Origin of the sequence: Halomonas sp. MCCC 1A13316 (genome assembly GCF_014931605.1) — a bacterium.
Taxonomy (GTDB): domain Bacteria; phylum Pseudomonadota; class Gammaproteobacteria; order Pseudomonadales; family Halomonadaceae; genus Halomonas.
In genome coordinates, this window is the sequence record NZ_CP053382.1 from 297,413 (window position 1) to 316,383 (window position 18,971).

The 18,971-nt window shown below is 64.8% G+C and carries 17 protein-coding genes; 8 read left to right on the top strand and 9 right to left on the bottom strand.

Translation table 11 applies throughout. The features are described 5' to 3' along the window. Positions 1-74 precede the first annotated feature (74 nt). A complete protein-coding gene (locus tag HNO52_RS01425) occupies positions 75-347 on the top strand; it encodes a hypothetical protein (protein WP_197567315.1) in 273 nt (90 codons plus the stop codon). Here HNO52_RS01425 and HNO52_RS01430 read toward each other — a convergent pair. Together HNO52_RS01430 and HNO52_RS01435 are read right to left on the bottom strand one after the other, a co-directional pair. Continuing rightward, the gene (locus tag HNO52_RS01430) at positions 334-1,416 is read right to left on the bottom strand and encodes a C45 family autoproteolytic acyltransferase/hydrolase (RefSeq protein WP_197567316.1); all 1,083 of its coding nucleotides are present in this window, start codon (positions 1,414-1,416) and stop codon (positions 334-336) included. The two genes, HNO52_RS01425 and HNO52_RS01430, sit on opposite strands and share 14 nt — an antisense overlap. Further along, positions 1,413-2,171, bottom strand: a complete 759-nt coding sequence (locus tag HNO52_RS01435; protein WP_197567317.1) for a dienelactone hydrolase family protein — start codon at positions 2,169-2,171, stop codon at positions 1,413-1,415. Before HNO52_RS01435 ends, HNO52_RS01430 begins: the two co-directional genes overlap by 4 nt. Positions 2,172-2,522: 351 nt before the next feature. On the opposite strand from HNO52_RS01435, the gene HNO52_RS01440 reads away from it, so the two are divergent. After that, positions 2,523-3,728 carry an ABC transporter substrate-binding protein gene (locus HNO52_RS01440; protein ID WP_197567318.1) on the top strand — a complete coding sequence of 402 codons (1,206 nt, stop codon included), beginning with the start codon at positions 2,523-2,525 and terminating at the stop codon, positions 3,726-3,728. Positions 3,729-3,838: 110 nt separating this feature from the next. On the opposite strand, the gene HNO52_RS01445 is transcribed toward HNO52_RS01440, so the two are convergent. The 7 genes from HNO52_RS01445 to typA all read right to left on the bottom strand — a co-directional run bounded on the left by HNO52_RS01445 (position 3,839) and on the right by typA (position 11,749). After that, on the bottom strand, positions 3,839-5,152 hold the full coding sequence (locus HNO52_RS01445) for a branched-chain amino acid ABC transporter permease (RefSeq protein ID WP_197567319.1): 1,314 nt from the start codon (positions 5,150-5,152) through the stop codon (positions 3,839-3,841). Beyond that, a complete protein-coding gene (locus HNO52_RS01450; protein ID WP_197567320.1) occupies positions 5,152-6,159 on the bottom strand; it encodes a branched-chain amino acid ABC transporter permease in 1,008 nt (335 codons plus the stop codon). The genes HNO52_RS01445 and HNO52_RS01450 overlap by 1 nt, the downstream gene beginning before the upstream one ends. A gap of 27 nt (positions 6,160-6,186) precedes the next feature. Next, positions 6,187-6,891 carry an ABC transporter ATP-binding protein gene (locus tag HNO52_RS01455; protein WP_197567321.1) on the bottom strand — a complete coding sequence of 235 codons (705 nt, stop codon included), beginning with the start codon at positions 6,889-6,891 and terminating at the stop codon, positions 6,187-6,189. A 64-nt stretch (positions 6,892-6,955) separates the two neighbouring features. Then, on the bottom strand, positions 6,956-7,726 hold the full coding sequence (locus HNO52_RS01460; RefSeq protein WP_197567322.1) for an ABC transporter ATP-binding protein: 771 nt from the start codon (positions 7,724-7,726) through the stop codon (positions 6,956-6,958). Positions 7,727-7,839: 113 nt separating this feature from the next. After that, positions 7,840-9,285 (bottom strand): sodium-dependent transporter, encoded by a 1,446-nt coding sequence (locus tag HNO52_RS01465; RefSeq protein WP_197567323.1) that lies wholly within the window; start codon positions 9,283-9,285, stop codon positions 7,840-7,842. A gap of 181 nt (positions 9,286-9,466) precedes the next feature. Beyond that, on the bottom strand, positions 9,467-9,793 hold the full coding sequence (locus HNO52_RS01470; protein WP_197567324.1) for a hypothetical protein: 327 nt from the start codon (positions 9,791-9,793) through the stop codon (positions 9,467-9,469). Between the two features lie 108 nt (positions 9,794-9,901). Next, positions 9,902-11,749, bottom strand: coding sequence for a translational GTPase TypA (gene typA / locus HNO52_RS01475; protein ID WP_197567325.1), 1,848 nt, complete (start codon positions 11,747-11,749; stop codon positions 9,902-9,904). Between the two features lie 339 nt (positions 11,750-12,088). Between typA and HNO52_RS01480 the strand changes: the two genes are divergently transcribed. The 6 genes from HNO52_RS01480 to HNO52_RS01505 all read left to right on the top strand — a co-directional run bounded on the left by HNO52_RS01480 (position 12,089) and on the right by HNO52_RS01505 (position 18,971). Next, positions 12,089-12,628 carry a glycosyltransferase family protein gene (locus HNO52_RS01480; protein WP_197567326.1) on the top strand — a complete coding sequence of 180 codons (540 nt, stop codon included), beginning with the start codon at positions 12,089-12,091 and terminating at the stop codon, positions 12,626-12,628. A 348-nt stretch (positions 12,629-12,976) separates the two neighbouring features. After that, a complete protein-coding gene (gene glnA / locus HNO52_RS01485) occupies positions 12,977-14,383 on the top strand; it encodes a glutamate--ammonia ligase (RefSeq protein ID WP_197567327.1) in 1,407 nt (468 codons plus the stop codon). Between the two features lie 169 nt (positions 14,384-14,552). After that, a complete protein-coding gene (locus HNO52_RS01490; RefSeq protein ID WP_197567328.1) occupies positions 14,553-15,119 on the top strand; it encodes a DUF4124 domain-containing protein in 567 nt (188 codons plus the stop codon). A gap of 327 nt (positions 15,120-15,446) precedes the next feature. After that, positions 15,447-16,493 (top strand): nitrogen regulation protein NR(II), encoded by a 1,047-nt coding sequence (glnL, locus tag HNO52_RS01495; protein ID WP_197567329.1) that lies wholly within the window; start codon positions 15,447-15,449, stop codon positions 16,491-16,493. After that, complete coding sequence (ntrC, locus tag HNO52_RS01500) at positions 16,486-17,898, top strand: nitrogen regulation protein NR(I) (RefSeq protein WP_197567330.1); 1,413 nt, start codon at positions 16,486-16,488, stop codon at positions 17,896-17,898. The genes glnL and ntrC overlap by 8 nt, the downstream gene beginning before the upstream one ends. A 122-nt stretch (positions 17,899-18,020) precedes the next feature. Beyond that, positions 18,021-18,971 (top strand): hydroxymethylglutaryl-CoA lyase, encoded by a 951-nt coding sequence (locus HNO52_RS01505; RefSeq protein WP_197567331.1) that lies wholly within the window; start codon positions 18,021-18,023, stop codon positions 18,969-18,971.

Below are 18,971 nucleotides of genomic sequence, written 5' to 3' on the forward strand. Positions count from 1 at the left end.
GAGGTCAGAGCGAGGTCTAGATTCTCCACAATTAATGATAATTGTTATCATTAATTGCGCGAACGGAGGTCGCCATGCCTTACTGCAACACCGCCATCCGCTGGGCCAACCCCTCACTGCAGATCGGCGATGCCATTTCGGGCTCGGTACGCCTGGCCTGGAAGTATCCGCGCCAGGACACGTCCCTCTTCGAGGAGGAGTGGGCGCTGCTCCAGCTGCGCCGTGAGGAGGCCATTCACGACCTGTTTCGGCGCTCGTTCCTGCTCACATCCGAGCGTTACCTGAGAGGGGAGCTGCCCGAGTCCGGTTCGCCTGGTGAAAGGCTGGGACATATCAGCTCAAGGTGATGCTCAGGCTGTCCTCGTTTTCGCAGGGCTTGCCGTGGCGCAGGGTCAGGCGCCGCTCGCTCAGGTTCATCACCACCGAAAACAAGGTTTCCATGCGCTCTTCGGCGGGCTGGTCGGGGTTGTAGTGGCGGCAGATCGACATCGGCGCCCCCTGATGGTCGCTGAGTACGTCGAATAGCCTGGCCTCGTCGATGGTGGCATTGTTGCTCCACTCGTCGTGCAGCAGCGCGTCGAGCCGGCACAGGCGCGGGTGGGAGTCGACGCGGGGGAAGTCCTGCACCGGGCAGGGGGTGTCCTCGGCGTAGAGGTGGTTGGTATGGGTGACGATGCCTCCGCGTGGTGTGATGCGCCCCGGCTCGCCGGGCTGTACCTCAAGGCCGACGGCCTGGCCCCCCTCGTTGCCGACCTGAGCGCTGGCGAGCAGGAAGTGGGCAGGTGAACAAACCCGGTCATGGGTGGCCACGGCCAGCGCGCTCTGCATGTCTTCGCTCTCGAGGATCTTGCGCAGGGCAATGTGGACCGGCAGGCCGGGCCCGCAGGTCTGTGAACGAATGGCGTTGAGGCAAACGCCGATGCCATGGGCGTTCAGGCCTATCTTGCCGACCATGCCGGCTTCGCCGATGCTGACCAGCGCGGGGCGTCCGTCGCCCTGGATGTGCAGGGCGACCACGTTGTCGAGCTGGTCGTGGCGCCAGTCCCAATTCTGGGCCAGCCACTGCCGGCCGTGGCGCTGCAGAGAGAAGGCCGAGCAGCCGCCGCTGGCATGGGCCAGGGCGATCTCACTGCGGCAGTTGAGCGTCAGGATATCGATGAAATCGACCCCCGCACCCCAGGCGATGCCGTTCATCTCCTCGAGAATCTCGGGAAATCCCTGAGCGATCTGGGCTTCGAAGTGGCAGGCCCGGTCGCGTGCCTCTTCCCAGCGGATACCGACGAAATCGTGGAACAGCTGCCCATAGACCTGCATGCCGCGCTGGATCAGGTGGCGATGGATGCGGCCATGTTCCGCGCCGACCTCGTGGTGGCTTCCCGCCAGTTCGGTCATGACCAATGGCTGGGTCTGGTTCATAGCGCCTCCTTGAGGAAGGTCTGGAAGGCGGCCCAGGACGCCTCGTCGGCGCGCTCCTGGTAGCGCTCGCTTTCGAATTCGGTGAAACCGTGCGGGGCGCCGGAGTAGATCTCCACCGTATAAATTGCCTCAATGGCTTCGAGCTCTTCCACCAGCCCGCTGACGTCCTCCATGGTCACGTTGGTGTCGGCACCGCCATGGGCGATCAGCAGAGGGGGCACTGCTTCGGGCCACTCCTGGCCCTCCGGCGTGGCCACGCCGCCATGGAAGCTGGTATAGCCGGCGACATTCTCGGCTTCGCCGGAACGGGCGATCTCCAGTGCCACGGCCCCGCCGAAGCAGTAGCCCATGATCACCACGTTTTCGGCGGCTTCCTGCTCGCGGGCTTCGGCCAGGCCGGCAAGGGTCAGCTCGCGCATGCGCTCGCGGTCGGAGTAGAGTGCGCGGGTGGCGGCCTGGCGGTCTTCGGTGGTTTCGGGGCGATTGTTCTGGCCGAACAGGTCGACGGCGAAGGCATCGAAGCCCTGCTCGGCCAGCATGTCGGCGCGCTGGCGTTCGTAGTCGCCCAGGCCATCCCAGTCGTGCACCATCAGCACCATGCCGCGGGCTTCACTCCGGGCGGGGCTGTAGTAGCCTTCGAAGGCCTCGTCGCCGACCTCGTAGACGGCGTCGTTGCCGGCGGGGGTAAAGGCGTGGGCGCCATGGGCAAGGCCCATCGCTGCAAGCAGCGTGAAGGATAAGGGGGCAGGGCGCATAGGGAGCTCCTGTGTTGTGGATGCGCGCATTGAAGCCGTGGCGGACTTGAGTATAGGCGATGCCCGGCGGGGCATGGCCGGCAGCGTTAAGCGCGCCAGGCGTTTGCCACGTTGGGTTCTTCATTCCGATAAGGGGTTGGCGCTGTTCTGATCAGAGGTTGGCGCTTTGCCGCAAGGGTCAAACGTTGGTATGGGGGGCTTGTGTTTTGGCTCTGAGCCTTCCAGATTTAGGGGGTGTCCTGGATTCGTAACCAGACGTAAAACAACCGGACGTAGGCAATCAGGCGTACTTAACCACAAGTAATTAACCACAAGTACTTAGCGCGTACTTAACGAGAGTGAGAAGAACAAATGAAGAAGAGCGTTTTGGCGATGGCAATCGCTGCCTCCAGCGTGGCATTCGCTGGCGCGGCGCAGGCGGAAGTCAAGATCGGTTTCATCGGCGGCTTCACCGGCCCGATCGAGAGTCTGACCCCTCCGATCTTCGAAGGTGCGCGGCTGGCAGTGAAGCAGATCAATGAGCAGGGCGGCATCCTGGGCGGGCAGGAGCTGGTCATGCCCAATGCCGACACCACCTGTAGCGATGCTTCGGCGGCATCCAACGCGGCGGACCGCATGGTCAACACCGAGCAGGTCACCGCGATCGTCGGGGCGCTGTGCACAGGCGCCACCGTGGCGGCGGCCAACAGTGCCGCCGTTCCCGGTGGGGTGGTGATGGTCTCGCCGGCCTCCACCGCGCCGGCAGTGACCGAGCTGGACGATAACGACCTGGTATTCCGTACCGTGCCTTCGGATGCCTATCAGGGTCAGATCCTGGCCAAGCTGATGCTCGAGAAGGGCTTCGACGAGGTGGCGGTCACCTACGTCAACAACGACTACGGTCAGGGCCTGGACGACGCCTTCACTGAGGCCTTCGAGGCGGGCGGCGGCAAGATAGCCGCGAATCTGGCCCACGAGGATGGCCGCGCCGACTATCGCTCCGAGCTGGGCTCGCTCTCCTCCAGCGGCGCCCAGACCCTGGTCGTGCTGGCCTACGCCGACGGCTCGGGCCAGACCATCCTGCGCCAGGCCTACGAGAGCGGCGCCTTCACTCAGTATGCCGGCGCCGACGGTATGGTGGGGACATCGCTGGTCGACGCAGTGGGGGCGGACGTCCTCGAGGGCATGATCGCGACCCGCCCGGGTAGCCCCGAACTGCCGGGTACCGACATCTTCGGCCAGGCGGCCGAGGAGGCCGGCTTCGACCCCAGCGCGGTGTTCGCCGCCCAGGCCTACGATGCCGCCTTCCTGCTGGCGCTGGCTATCGAGCAGAACGGCAATGCCGAGCGCGAAGGTCTTTCCGAAGCGCTGCGCAACGTCTCCTCCGCTCCGGGTGAAGTGATCCTGCCCGGCGAGTGGGAGAAGGCTCTGGAGCTGATCGCCGCCGGCGAGGAGATCAACTACGAGGGCGCCTCCGGCAGACACGAGTTCGACGACAACGGCGACGTACCGGGCGTGGTGCTCGAGATGGCCGTCGAAGGCGGCGACTTCGTCGGCAAGGGCCTGATTCAGGACTAAACCCCGCTCAGACCTAGCCTGCACACAAGAGGGCCTCGGCACTGCCGAGGCCCTTCTTTGAAATGTAGTTTTTAGAGAGGTGCGGATTTATGTCGCATAATTCACCCTCTCTACCCGTGGTGTTTGACTTTCTCGGGCAGTAACCCCTGCGGGGCGAAGCGCAGCACCAGGGTGATCAACAGGCCTATCACGAACACCCGGGCCTGCAGCGCGCGGCTGTCGAGGTTGCCCGGCGCCTCCCAGCCGAACCAGCCCTCACCGATGGCGGCCGCCCCGTGCATCACGAACAGCGCCAAGGGCTCGGACATCAGCCAGATGATGTAGACCGCCACGGCGCCGAAGATGGTGCCCAGGTTGTTGCCGGGCCCACCCAGAATGACCATCACCAGCACCAGGAAAGTGTGGTTCAGCGGCAGGAAGCCGTTGGGGTCGAAGATGCTGTTGAACGAGGCCAACGCACCGCCGCCGATACCCATCAGGATGCAGCCCAGCACGAAGATTTCCAGGCGGCGCCGGTTGATGTCCTTGCCCATGGCCGCGGCGGAGATCTCGTTGTCGCGGATGGCGCGGATCATGCGCCCCCAGGGGGCGTGATAGGCACGGTGCAGCAGGAAGAAGATCGCCGCGATCATCACCGCCGTGACCGACAGATACAGCGCACGGGCCAGGGTGAAGCCCAGTTCGCTGGGGCCGGGCGTGGGCCAAGGTAGCGGCGAGACGGTGGCGGTGCCGCGGGTCAGCCAGTCGGAGTTCTTGAGGAAGGCCTTGATGATCTCGGCGATGCCGAGGGTGGCGATGGCCAGGTAGTCGCTGCGCAGCCCCAGGCAGATATGGCCGATGAAGTAGCCGATGATGCCGGCCAGGGCGCCGCCGACGATCCAGCCGCTCCAGGCCGGCAGGCCCAGGCCGCCGATGAAGCCGGCGCGGGATTCGATCTCGGCGGTGACGTCGCGCAGCAGGCTGATCACCACCAGGTAGAGCACCACGGCCAGCACGACGGCGATCAGCGTGCGCAGCTTTCTGTGTACGCCGATGCGGTCGAGCTTGGTGGCGCCATAGACGACCAGGATGGCGGCGGCCACGTAGAGCAGCGCCAGACCCAGCTCGCCGGGCAGCTCCGTACCCCAGAAGGCGTCGTTGACCGGCACGCTGAAGATCATGGTGGCAAAGCTGCCCAGTGCGACGAAGCCCATCACGCCGGCATTGAACTGGCCAGCATAGCCCCACTGGATGGTCAGGCCCAGGGCCAGGATGGCATAGCAGGCGGCTTCCACCAGCATGCGCGTGCTGTAGGCGGTTCCCATCACGGCGTAGACACCGAGAACCGCCGCCAGCAGGGCGCCGAACAGGATGACTTCGCGCAGCGGGAAGCGTGACGGCGTGGCGACGATATCTTCGCGGCGTTCGGTATGTTGCGTGCTCATCAGATCACCTTCCCCTTGAAGATACCGGTGGGGCGCCAAATCAGGATCGCCACCAGGATGAAGAATGGCACCACGATCTTGTACTCGGTGCCGACGAAGGCGAGGTTGCCGGCCTCGGCCAGCCATTCGGGCAGGCTGTCGCGGAAGGGGCGCAGCAGCACCGACCAGTTGAACACTGCCAGTGTCTCGGCGAAGCCCACCACGAAGCCGCCGGCGATGGCGCCGTAGGGATGGCCCACGCCGCCGACGATGGCCGCGGCGAAGATCGGCAGCAGCAGGAAGAAGCTCAGGTCGGGCTTGAAGGTCACGTCGAGCGACAGCAGGGTGCCGGCGATGGCCGCCAGGCCGCCGGCGATCACCCAGGTTACCGCCACGATGTGGTTGGTGTTGATGCCCGAGGACCGCGCCAGGTCGGGATTGTCGGACATGGCACGCATCGCCTTGCCCAGCCGCGTACGGTTGAGGAAGAGGTGCAGCCCCACCACACTGACGACGGTCAGGACGAACAGGATGATCTGCGGTTCGGTGATGGTGATGGGCCGGGTCGCCAGCTCGAACGGTACTTCGAGGCGGTAGATCTCCTTGCGCTCACCGGCCAGGTACAGGTTCTGCGCGCCGGTGCCCGAGAACAGGCGGATCAGCCCTTGCAGCATCAGGGTCACACCCAGCGAGCCGATCACCATGACGATGGGCTTGACGCCGTGGGCGCGCAGCGGCTTGTAGAACGCCTTGTCGATGCCCACCGCGAGCAGGGCAGTCAGCACGATGGCCAGCGGCAGCATGACCACGGGCGTGGGCAGCCCCACCACCGCGCCCACGCCGGGGAAGGCCATGGTCAGCAGCAGCACCATGAAGGCGCCGAAGGTCATCATGTCGGCATGGGCGAAGTGGGCGAAGCGCATGATGCTGAAAACCAGCGTCACACCGATGGCGCCGATTGCGTAGATCGAGCCGGACACGCTGCCGGCGACGATCACGTTGTTGATGAAGAATACCAGTTCGTTCACGACTCACTCTCCAGTACGGCTCCGGGCTCAACCGCCCAGGAAGCTCTTGGCCACTTCCGGGTCGGCGAGCAGGGCGGCGCCGGTATCGGTGAAGCGGTTCTTGCCGGCAGCCAGCACGAAGCCCTTGTCGGCGATGGCCAGGGCCTGCTTGGCGTTCTGTTCGACCATGAGGATGCCCACGCCGGCGGCGTTGATCTCCTTTACGCGCTCGAAGATCTCGTTCATGTAGAGCGGCGAAAGGCCGGCGGTGGGCTCGTCGAGCAGCAGCACGTCGGGCTCGGCCATCAGCGCGCGGCCCATGGCGACCATCTGCCGCTGGCCGCCGGAAAGCTCGCCGGCGGGCTGGTGGCGCTTGTCGTAGAGCGGAGGAAAGAAGTCGTAGACCTGCTTGAGCATGCGCTTGACGTTGCCCGGCTTGAGGAACGCGCCCATCTCCAGGTTCTCCTTCACCGAGAGGCTGGGAAAGACGTTCTTCTCCTGGGGCACGAAGCCCATGCCCTTCTGCACCAGCTTGTTGGGCGGCAGGTTGTGGATCGGCTCGCCGCGCAGCAGAATTTCGCCCTGACTGACGATGAGCAGGCCGAAGATGGCCTTGAGTATGGTCGACTTGCCGGCGCCGTTGGGGCCGACGATCACGCCGACCTCATTGGCCTCGATCGACATGTTCACCCCGTTGAGGATGTTCATGCCGCCGTAGCCGCCGTGCACGTCGCGTGCTTCGAGTAATGGCATCGTGGATTCTCTGCGCTGTCGTTGCTGTTCTTCTTGTCGGTCTCGGCGGGCCAGGCCGCTGCCCTCAGGCAGCATTGGACCCGAAGTAGGCTTCGATCACCTGGGGATCGTTCTGGATCTCCTCGATGCTGCCCTCGACCATCACGCTGCCCTGGGCCAGTACGATCACGGGGTCGCACAGGCGCGCAATCATCTCCATGTCGTGCTCGATGACCAGGAAGGTATAGCCCATCTCGCGGTTGAGCCGTTCGATGTTGCTCACCAGGTCGCCCAGCAGGGTGCGGTTGACCCCGGCGGCGATCTCGTCGAGCAGTACCACGCGGGCGTCGGTCATCATGGTGCGGCCAAGTTCCAGCAGCTTCTTCTGCCCACCGGAAAGGTTGCCGGCCAGTTCGTTGCGCACGTGGTGCAGGCCGATGAAATCGACTACCTCGAGCGCGCGGCGGCGTACCTCGGCCTCCTCACGGCGCACCAGTCCCGGCTTGAGCCAGGCGTCGAAGAGGTTCTCCCCGGCCTGCCGCGGCGGCACCATCATCAGGTTCTCCAGTGCGGTCATGTGGGAGAATTCATGGGCGATCTGGAAGGTGCGCAGCAGGCCCTTGTGGAACAGCTCGTTGGCGGGACGGTTGGTGATGTCCTCGCCGTCGAGCAGGACCTGGCCGCTGTCGAGGGGCAGGGCACCGGCGATGATGTTGAACAAGGTCGACTTGCCGGCCCCGTTGGGGCCGATCAGCCCGGTGATCGAGCCCTTCTCGACCTGGATCGAGCAGTCGTTGATGACCTTCAGGCCACCGAAGGCCTTGTGAACGTGCCTGACGTCGATGATGGATGGCATGTTGGTTCCTGCACAGTTATTCCTTTCCGGAATCGTTGTTAGGAAAGTGCCGCACGGATGGGGCCGGGCGGCGTATATCGAGCCGCCGCCCGAAGGCGGCGGCAGGTTTTGTTCTACTGCTCCTGGCGGTTGCCGGCCAGGAAGGTGCGGCCACCGGCGAAGGCGCCGACGATGACCAGCGCACCCACGGTCGGAAACAGGTAGCCCTCGACCTGCGGGATGGTACGCAGGAACACGAAGGCCACCGCCGCCGGCGCCACGAATCGTACCAGGAAGCGCCAGACCTGGAACCAGGTCTCGCTGGTGCGCATCTCCTTCATCACCTCGGAGTGGGTCAATGCCCAGCCGGCGAACAGCGCGATGAGCAGACCGCCCAGCGGCATGAAGATATTGGTCAATAGCTCGATGAAGTCGAAACCGCTGCGGCCGAACAGGGTGTGGAAGAGGCTGGCCTCGGCCCACAGGTTGAAGCTGACCACCGTCATCAGCCCCAGCGCCCAACTGGCCACCACCATGACGAACACCGCCTGCGGGCGGGTGAGGTCGAAGCGCTCGACGAGAAAGGCGGCCACCGGCTCGATCAGCGAGATCGAGGAACTGATGGCTGCCCCCAGTACGAGGATGAAGAACACCCCGCCGACCAAGCCGCCGAGAGGCATCTCGGCGAAGGCCAGCGGCAGCGTCACGAACATCAGCCCCGGCCCGGCGTCGGCGTCGAGCCCGGCGCCGAACACCAGCGAGAAGATCGCCAGGCCCGCGACCATGGCCACGGCGGTATCGATGAAGGCGATGGCGAAGGCGGTGCGGCTCAGCGAGGCGTCGCTTGCCATGTAGGCGCCGTAGGCCATGATCGCGCCCATGCCGAGGCTCAGGGTGAAGAACGACTGGCCCATCGCCTGCAGCCAGCCTTCGAGGCTCAGGTCGGCCAGGTTGAAGGTGAACAGGAAGCTTGCCGCGGCGGCGAAGTCGCCATTGGCGATGCCGTAGGCGAGCACCACCAGCAGGATCACGAACAGCGCCGGCATCATGATGCGCAGCCCGTTCTCGATGCCCTTGTGAATGCCCATGCCCACCAGCAGCCCCGAGGCGATGATGAACAGGGTGTGGTAGAGCGTGAGCAGCCCCGGCGAGGCCAGCAGCGCATCGAAACCGGCGCCGATGGTGGCGGCGTCGGCACCTACCAGCGTGCCGGTGAGCATCAGCCAGGTGTAGTGGATCGCCCAGCCGGCGATCACCGAGTAGAAGCTCAGGATGAGGAACGCCGAGGCTGCACCCAGCCAGCCGATCGATACCCAGCCGCGTGAGGCCTTGTGGGTACGAGTCAGGAACTGCATGCCCATGATCGGGCTTCGGCGGCTGGCGCGGCCGAGCATGGTCTCGGCGATCAGGATCGGAATGCCGACGGCGAAGATGGTCAGGGCGTAGATCAGGATGAAGGCGCCGCCGCCGTTCTCACCGGCAAGATAGGGAAAGCGCCATAGATTGCCGAGCCCCACTGCCGAGCCGACGGCAGCCAACAGAAAGGTACCCTTGTGTGTCCAGACGTTGTACGTGCTCATTATGCTTCCGAAGGCTCGTCTTGTGGCCTTGTGGGCCCGCGAATGTCGCCACTGGTGCCGGTTGGGTGGGGCCGGTCGGTGGGCGCGTACACTGTGCGCCAAAAACCCGCTTCCTGGCCAGTAGACGATCGTTAAGGATACGTTGGGAACGGCAGGTGACCGGGGCGCGGGTTCGTGGAAGTCACTGCGGCTCTTCGTCCTCCTTCGAGACGTCGCCCGGGCGAGGCTCGAAGGCGCGGCTGGCATCCGGCAGCCTTACCGTATCGCCCACGGCGAGCTTGCCGATCAGCTTGCGGCGCTTGCCGCTGTGCGGCTCGATGAGTGCCACCACTTCGCCGATGCTGGTGCCGTCGACGTAGGCCTCGACCTTTATCCGCACCACCTTGCCCTGGTAGCGGCCCGAGAGGATGTCGCCCCGCCCCGGCTCCGAATAGCCCTGCGGGCTGCGCTCGTAGTGGCGCATCACGCTGTCGGCTCCGGGGTCGTCCCATTCTACGTGCTTGTGCATGGTTGCTCCTCGCTGCTGCTGGATTTGCCTATAGCGTAGCCGCTCATCGCGAGATGGCCCGACGCAAAGCGCCCGCCGTGAAGGCGGGCGCAGTGTTGCTTTGTTACGTTATTTCTTGTTGCGCTTGCGCTCGTGCTCCTTGAGGAACTTCTTGCGCAGGCGGATGTGGTTCGGGGTGATCTCCACCAGCTCATCGTCGTCGAGAAACTCGATGGCCTGCTCCAGGCTGAACTTCACCGGCGGCGTCAGCACGATGTTCTCGTCGTTGCCCGAGGCGCGCATGTTGTCGAGCTTCTTGCCCTTGGTGGGGTTGACCACCAGGTCGTTGGCGCGGTTGTGGATACCCACCAGCATGCCTTCATAGACCTCGGTGCCGTGGTCGATGATCAGCTTGCCGCGCTCCTGCAGGGCGTACAGCGCGTAGGCCAGCGCCTTGCCGTCGACCATCGACACCAGCACGCCGTTGCGACGCTCGATGGCGGCATCGGGCTTGAGCGCACCGTAGTGGTCGAAGCGGCTGGTGAGGATGCCGGTGCCCGAGGTCAGCGTCAGGAACTGGCCGCGGAAGCCGATCAGCCCGCGTGCGGGGATAATGAAGTCGAGGCGCACGCGGCCCTTGCCGTCGGGGTTCATGTTGGTCAGCTCGCCCTTGCGGTAGCCGAGCTCCTCCATGATCGCGCCCTGGTGCTGCTCCTCGCAGTCGATGATCACCTCTTCGTACGGCTCCTGCCGGACACCGTCGATCTCCTTGATGATCACCTCGGGGCGGCCCACCGCCAGCTCGAAGCCTTCGCGACGCATGGTCTCGATCAGCACCGAGAGGTGCAGCTCGCCGCGGCCGGAGACCTTGAACTTCTCCGGGCTCTCGCCCTGCTCGACGCGCAGCGCGACGTTGTGTATCAGCTCTTGGTCGAGGCGATCCTTGATGTTGCGGCTGGTGACGTACTTGCCGTCGCGACCGGCGAAGGGCGAATCGTTGACCTGGAAGGTCATGGAGACAGTGGGCTCGTCGACCGACAGCGGCGGCAGCGCCTCGACGGCGGCCGGGTCGCACAGGGTGTCGGAGATGGCGAGCTCATCGATGCCGGTGATGCAGACGATGTCGCCGGCGGTGGCCTCGTCGGTCTGCACTCGCTCCAGGCCCATGTGGGTCATCACCTGGCCGACCTTGCCCTTGCGGGTCTTGCCGTCGGTGCCGATCACGGTAATCGTCTGGTTGGGCTTCACCGAGCCACGCTTGATGCGGCCCAGGCCGATGACACCCACGTAGCTGGAGTAGTCCAGTGCCGAGATCTGCATCTGGAACGGGCCGTTCTGTTCCACGGCCGGCGGCTCGACGATGTCGACGATGGCCTGGAACATGGGCGACATGTCCTCGGCCAGCTCCTCCGGGTCGATGCCGGCGATGCCGTTGAGCGCCGAGCAGTAGATGATCGGGAAGTCGAGCTGCTCGTCGGTGGCGCCGAGGTTGTCGAACAGATCGAAGATCTGGTCGATGACCCAATCGGGGCGCGCACCGGGGCGGTCGATCTTGTTGACCACCACGATCGGCTTGAGGCCCTGGTTGAAGGCCTTCTGGGTCACGAATCGGGTCTGCGGCATGGGGCCGTCGACGGCGTCGACCAGCAGCAGCACCGAGTCGACCATCGACATCACGCGCTCCACCTCGCCGCCGAAGTCGGCGTGTCCGGGGGTGTCCACGATGTTGATGTGAAAGTCGCGACCGTTGCCGTCCTGCCAGCGAATCGCCGTGTTCTTGGCCAGGATGGTGATGCCGCGTTCCTTCTCCTGGTCATTGGAGTCCATGACGCGCTCCTGGCCTTCGGCCTTGCGGTCGAGCGTGCCGGACTGGCTCAGCAGCTTGTCGACCAGCGTGGTCTTGCCGTGGTCGACGTGGGCGATGATGGCAATATTGCGCAGACTCTCGATACGAGAGGGGGTTACAGCTGTGTTCATAGGGTGTGACTCATCAACAGGGTGCGCACCTATGTACACATCGAAGGACGTACCCTAGGCGCGGGGTAGGGGAGTGGTGGCGCATTGTACAGATAAGCGGCGAGGGGGAATAGCACAACCTCGTCATAAGGCAATTCTCAGCCCTGGACGTGGCTCTCCCCATGCGCTCGGGTTGCCGGGGCAATGTTGCCGTCCGGCAAAGCCGGACATGTGTTGGACAGTTCGGTGCGACAAAATTCAGCAAGGGAACTTGAGCGATACCTTTCTACACTTATTTACACAGTCCGTAACTTGGCGTGCTGTCGGGTGGCCCTTTTATGCCTTGGTGGAGCCTGGTCCATGACCCTTGCCAGTGTTATATTCGATGCACGCGCTGCGGGAGCAAAGCTTCCGCGCAGCCTGGTCATCTTCGAGCAGGCTGCGCGGCGCTGGCAGGGTGGCCATGAGCTGCTGTTAGTGGATGACACAGGCGATCGTCGATTGCCGGCCTTGGCTCAACGCCACCAGGCCATCCTGCTGTCCTGTGGCTCCGCTACCCTGGGCAGCCGATTCAACACCGCGGTAGGGGCCAGCCGCGGGGACGTCCTGCTCTTTCCCGGGCAGGGGGATCGCCGTGCCGCCGATTGGCTTAGCCATCGGCTGGCCGATGTCGACCTCGACAGTAAATGGGACGCTGCGGTCCTGCCCATGCGCCGCCACAGCTGGCTCCGCTGGTGGTGGCTGCTCCAGCGCCCCTCGCCGGTGGATACCTTCTGGGTGGCGCGGGCCTGGTTCGATCGTATCGGCGGCTTCGATCCGCAGTTGCAAAGCGATGCACTACCCGATCTGCTCGAACGGCTGCGGGCGTGCCAGGCTCGCGTCTCGATCGAAGTCGCGTAACGACCCGCCCATGCGCACTTGTTTGGTGCGCCTTGATTAGATTTGCTCCAAAACGGTGCATCACATGACGTCTGCTGGTACCCAATGGGGCCGGTCGAGCAGGCATGGTGCAGTGCGATTCAGCGCGGTGCAAATTTTTTTCTAGTAAATACCGTGACTTACTCTTTCTCCGGGCTCGCATGGTGCATGCTTGGCATGGCTCCTGCATTTGTGTGGGCAGCTCTCCATGCTTGTGCATGGCGACGTGGGCAGCAGGCCCACCGCGTGTTACAACAGGCGCTGCGATGCAACCAGTGCCAGTGGACTTCAGCCAAACGAATCGAGCCACAGCTCAAACGGAGGACACAAATGTCAGCCAAGACTCTCGCCCTGATCGAAGAACATGATGTGAAGTGGGTTGACCTGCGCTTCACCGACACGCGGGGCAAGGAACAGCACGTCACCATTCCGGCCCGTGACGTCGATGAGGAATTCTTCGAGAACGGCCAGATGTTCGACGGCTCCTCCATCTCCGGCTGGAAGGGCATCAACGAGTCCGACATGATTCTGCGCCCGGAAGACGGCACCGCTTTCCTCGACCCATTCACCGAAGACGCCACCCTGGTGCTGCGCTGCGACATCATCGAGCCGGCCACCATGCAGGGCTATGAGCGCGACCCGCGCTCCATCGCCAAGCGCGCCGAGGCCTACCTGCAGTCCACCGGCCTGGGCGATACCGCCTTCTTCGGCCCCGAGCCCGAGTTCTTCATTTTCGACGAAGTGCATTGGAAGGCCGATATCGAAGGCGCCATGTACAAGATCACTTCCGAAGAGGGCGCCTGGTCCACCGACCGTCAGGTTGAAGGCGGCAACCTGGCCCACCGTCCGCGCGTCAAGGGCGGCTACTTCCCGGTGCCCCCGGTCGACAGCTTCCACGACATTCGCGGCGCGATGTGCAACACCCTGGAAGCCATCGGCCAGACCGTCGAGGTGCATCACCATGAGGTGGCCAACGCCGGCCAGAACGAGATCGGCGTCAAGTTCAACACCCTGGTGAAGAAGGCCGACGAAGTTCAGGAAATGAAGTACGTGATCCACAACGTGGCGCACGCCTACGGCAAGACCGCGACCTTCATGCCCAAGCCGCTGGTCGGCGATAACGGCAGCGGCATGCACGTGCACCAGTCGTTCTGGAAGGAAGGGCAGAACCAGTTCGCCGGTGACCAGTACGCCGGGCTGTCCGAGATGGCGCTCTACTACATCGGTGGCGTGATCAAGCACGCGCGTGCCCTCAACGCCTTTGCCAACGCATCGACCAACTCCTACAAGCGTCTGGTGCCGGGCTTCGAAGCGCCGGTCATGCTGGCCTACAGCGCCCGCAACCGTTCCGCTTCCATCCGCATTCCGTACACCGCGAGCCCGAAAGGCAAGCGCGTCGAGCTCCGCTTCCCGGATCCGACCGCCAACCCCTACCTGTGCTTCGCGGCGATGTTGATGGCCGGTATCGACGGCATCAAGAACAAGATCCACCCCGGCGACGCCATGGACAAGAACCTCTATGACCTGCCGCCGGAAGAGGGCAAGAAGGTGCCGACCGTGGCGCATAGCCTGGATCAGGCCCTGGAAGCCCTGGACAAGGATCGGGCCTTCCTTACCGAAGGCGGTGTGTTCACCGACGACATGATCGATGCCTACATCGAACTGAAGATGGAAGACGTCGAGCGTATCCGCATGACCACGCACCCGATCGAGTTCGACATGTACTACAGCTGCTAAGCTGTTGCGTCCGGCGCCATGGCGCCGGTTCGCCAAGAGGGGCTCCGCATCGCGGAGCCCTTTTTTTGTCGTACACTGAGTTGCGAAAAGTGGCAGGGAAACACATTCATTGGGACATCGGCCGATCGGCAGCGAAGCTGCGCGAGGCGCCGTCTAAGGGAGAGTCCACATGGGCAAGGCGATCGTGCTGTGTCTGCTGGGCCTGGTACTGGCGCAGGGGGCGCTGGCCACGTCGATCTATCGCTCCACCGATGCACAAGGCAACGTGATCTTCACCGACGACCCCAATCATGGCGGCGAGCCGGTCGAGCTAGCGCCGCTGACCGTGATTCCTTCGCCGGTCGAAGGGCGCCAGGCAGAGCCGCCGCGCGTCGAGGGTGTTGCCCCACGCATGGGCGAGGCCCCGGGCCAGCCGTTCATGCCCTACGGGACCTTCCGCATCCGTTCGCCGGAGCACGGGGCGGACCTCCCCGCAAGCTATGCCGGCAACCTGCAAGTGGAGCTGGCCATCGAGCCGGAGCTGCGTCCCGATCACAGCGTGCGACTACTGGTCGACGGCCGGGTGAGCCAGACTCCCATGCATACTCGCGCCTTCATGCTCAACGATCTCGGCCGTGGCGAATACGTGCTGCAGGCGGAGTTGCTCGATGCCCGGGGGCAGGTACGCCATCGCAGCCCGCCGGTCTCTCTTTACGTGCAGCGCGCCAACGTGACGCTGCCGCAGGATGGCGGTTGAGCCGAGGCGCCACCTCGATCTGAGTACGTTGTTCTCCTAGGCTCGCCCTTCCTTGTTCCCCCCGATGCCCCATGTTGGGGGAAATATGTGCCTCCTGATTTGGCGCTTCTATCCTTGTTGCACCATAGTGGTGCATAGGGGTTCATTGCATTCGCCCTGAAACGGCGCCCTGCTGCGCCGCCGCGGGTTGGCGCGCTTCTTGCTTGAAATGTTTCAACCAGAGCGCTGCCTGGCTTCGGGACGGTGGCTGCGGTGATCCCGCCGATGCGCCATGACGATGCACGTATTGCTCCATGCACTCCTGAGTTTCAACGAGGAAGGTCGTAAATGTATCGACGCCTGATGGAACACCTCACCACGGCGGTGCTGCTGCTCGACCACGAGCTGCGGCTGAGCTGGATGAATCCGGCGGCCGAAGCCCTGTTGGCGGTCAGCCTGGGCCGGGTGAAAGGGCTCCGCCTGGCAAGCCTGCTGGCCGAGGACGACGGCATGGGCGAAGTGTTGGCCAAGGCGCGCGACGACCAGCACCCCTTCACCCAGCGCGAGGTCAGGTTGGCGCTGGTCGGCGGTGCCGTGGTCACGATCGACTACACGGTGACGCCGTTGTCGACGGTGGAGCTGTTGGTGGAGATGGAGCCGCGCGACCGCCTGTTGCGCATCTCCCGCGAGGAGGCGCTGCTCAATCGCCAGGAGGCGATCAAGGTGTTGTCGCGCGGCCTGGCCCATGAGGTCAAGAATCCCCTGGGCGGGATCCGCGGTGCGGCGCAGTTGCTCGAGCGCGACCTCGACGACCCCGGCCTGCAGGAGTTCACCCGCATCATTGTCGAAGAGGTCGACCGTCTGCGCGACCTGGTCGATAGCATGCTGGGACCGAACAAGCTGGTGCACCATGAGCCGCTCAATATCCACAAGGTGCTGGAGCGGGTGCGTACGCTGCTGATGGCCGAGACACCGTCGGTGGCCATCGAGCGCGATTATGATCCCAGCCTGCCGGATTTTCCCGGCGACGAGGCGCAGATGATCCAGGCGGTGCTCAACGTGGCTCGCAACGCCATGGAGGCGATGACCGCGGCCGGCACCGAAGCCCCCAGCCTGCTGTTTCGTACCCGGGCGCGCCGTCAGTTCACCCTGGGTGCGGAGCGCCATCGCCTGGTCTGCGAGGTGGCCCTGATCGACAACGGCCCCGGCGTTCCCGAGGGCCTTCAGGAAACCCTTTTCTATCCCATGGTCTCGGGTCGCGCCGACGGCAGTGGGCTGGGACTGTCCATCGCCCAGGGCATCCTGCATCAGCACCAAGGGCTGATCGAGTGCGATTCCCGCCCCGGCCATACCGAGTTTCGTCTGCTTATTCCATTGGAGAGGCGCCATGACTGATGTCGCACGTGTCGCGGTGGTCGACGACGACCGCGCCATTCGCTGGGTGCTGGAGCGCGCCCTGGCTCAGCCCGACCTCGAGGTCGAGTGCATCGACCGGGCCGACGTGGCGCTCAGCCGCTTGCTGGACGACCCGCCCGACGTGCTGGTCACCGACATCCGCATGCCGGGCATCGATGGCCTCGACTTGATGTCGCGGGTGCGCGAGGTTCACCCCGACCTACCGGTCATCGTAATGACCGCCCACTCCGACCTCGACAGCGCCGTGGCCTCCTATCAGGGCGGTGCCTTCGAATACCTGCCCAAGCCGTTCGACGTCGACGAGGCACTGGCCCTGGTACGGCGCGCCGTGGCCCATGCCCGTGAGCGCAAGCGCCCGGTCAGCGTGCCCGAGGGGCTGGACGCCGAGATCATCGGCGAGGCGCCGGCGATGCAGGAGGTCTTCCGTGCCATCGGCCGGCTGTCGCACTCGCACATCACGGTGCTGATCAACGGCGAGTCGGGCACCGGCAAGGAGCGGGTGGCTCGCGCCCTGCATCAGCACAGCCCGCGCTCCAGCCATCCGTTCATTGCCCTGAACATGGCGGCGATCCCCCGCGACCTGATCGAGTCCGAGCTGTTCGGCCACGAGAAGGGTGCCTTTACCGGCGCCACCGCCCAGCGCCAGGGACGTTTCGAGCAAGCCAATGGCGGTACGCTGTTCCTCGACGAGATCGGCGACATGCCCGCCGAGACCCAGACGCGACTGCTGCGCGTGCTGGCCGACGGCGAGTTCTATCGGGTCGGCGGCCATACGCCGGTGAAAGTGGACGTGCGAATCATTGCCGCCACCCATCAGGATCTGGAGCGGCTGGTGGGGGATGGCCGCTTCCGCGAAGATCTGTTTCATCGCCTCAACGTGATCCGCGTGCATCTGCCCAAGCTGGCGGAACGCCGCGAGGACATCCCGCGGCTGGCTCGTCATTTCCTCGCCGAGGCGGCCAAGGAGCTCTCCACCGATGGCAAGGTATTGACCAAGGATGCCGAGGCGCACCTGACCCGGCTGTCCTGGCCGGGCAACGTGCGTCAGCTCGAGAACACCTGTCGCTGGCTGACGGTGATGGCCTCGGGGCGCGAGATCCTGGTCGAGGACCTGCCACCGGAGCTGCGCCAGGGCGAGGGCGGCGAGGCAGCCAACGGCGACTGGCGCGCCGCCTTTCGCGACTGGGCCGACCGCGCCCTGGCCGCGGGCCATACCCACCTGCTGGAAGAGGCCGTACCGGATTTCGAACGCATCCTGATCGAAACGGCGCTGAAGCACACCGGTGGACGCAAGGGCGAGGCCGCCGAGCTGCTGGGCTGGGGGCGCAACACCCTCACGCGCAAGCTCAAGGTGCTGTTGCCGGCACTGGCAGATGGCGATTGAGCGTCGGCACTGCTCGGGCTCCTGAAAAGCTCCTGTAAAAGGTAGGCATTAAACCAAAGGCGCATGGCTGCGATGCGAGCCGGCTACGTACAGTCGGGGAAATCATTGCGCGGCTAATCATCATGCTTGAAGCGATCCGGGCGCCCCGGCAGGTCCACGTCACCGAAGTGGGCCCGCGCGACGGGCTGCAGAACGAGAAGGTGCTGCTCTCCACCGCACACAAGGCCGAGCTGGTGCGTGCACTGGTTGCGGCCGGGGTTCGCGAATTCGAGCTGACCTCCTTCGTCAGCCCGCGGGCGGTACCGGCACTGGCCGATGCCGCGGAGCTGGTGGCCGAGCTCAGGGATCTCGAACGGGTGCACTTTTCGGCGCTGGTGCCCAACCTGCGCGGGGCCGAGCGGGCCCTGGAGGCCGGCGTCGACTCGGTGGTGCTGTTCGTTTCGGCCTCGGAAACCCACAACGCCAAGAACGTCAATGCCAGCGTCGCTGAGTCGCTGGCGAGCTTCGAGCAGGTGGCCCGGCGCCTCGAGGGCAGCGGCATCGAGCTGCGCGGAGCCATCGCCACCTGCTTCGGCTGTCCCTTCGAGGGCGACATCGACGTGGCCGCGGTAGGCCGCATCGCCCGTCACTTCGCCGATCTCGGCGCCCGCTTCGTATCGCTGGGCGATACCACCGGCATGGCCACGCCGCCGCTTGTCGCGGAGCGGATCGTCCATCTGCGCGAGACGGTACCCGGCGTTTCGCCGACCCTGCACTTCCACAACACCCGCGGCATCGGCCTGGCCAACGTCATGCAGGGCCTCGCGCTCGGCGTCGACCGCTACGAGAGCTCGATCGGCGGGCTGGGTGGCTGCCCCTTCGCGCCCAAGGCGACGGGCAACATCGCCAGCGAGGACCTGGTCTACCTGCTTAGTGAAATGGGCGTCGAGACCGGCATCGATCTGGAGCGGATGATCGAGGCCGCGCAGCTCGCCACCCGCCGGATGGGGCGCCCCCTGCCGGCCCAGGTCTCCAAGGCGGGGCCACGGCTGGCGCTCAGCGACTGTGCGGCAGTGCCGACGGCAAAAGGATAA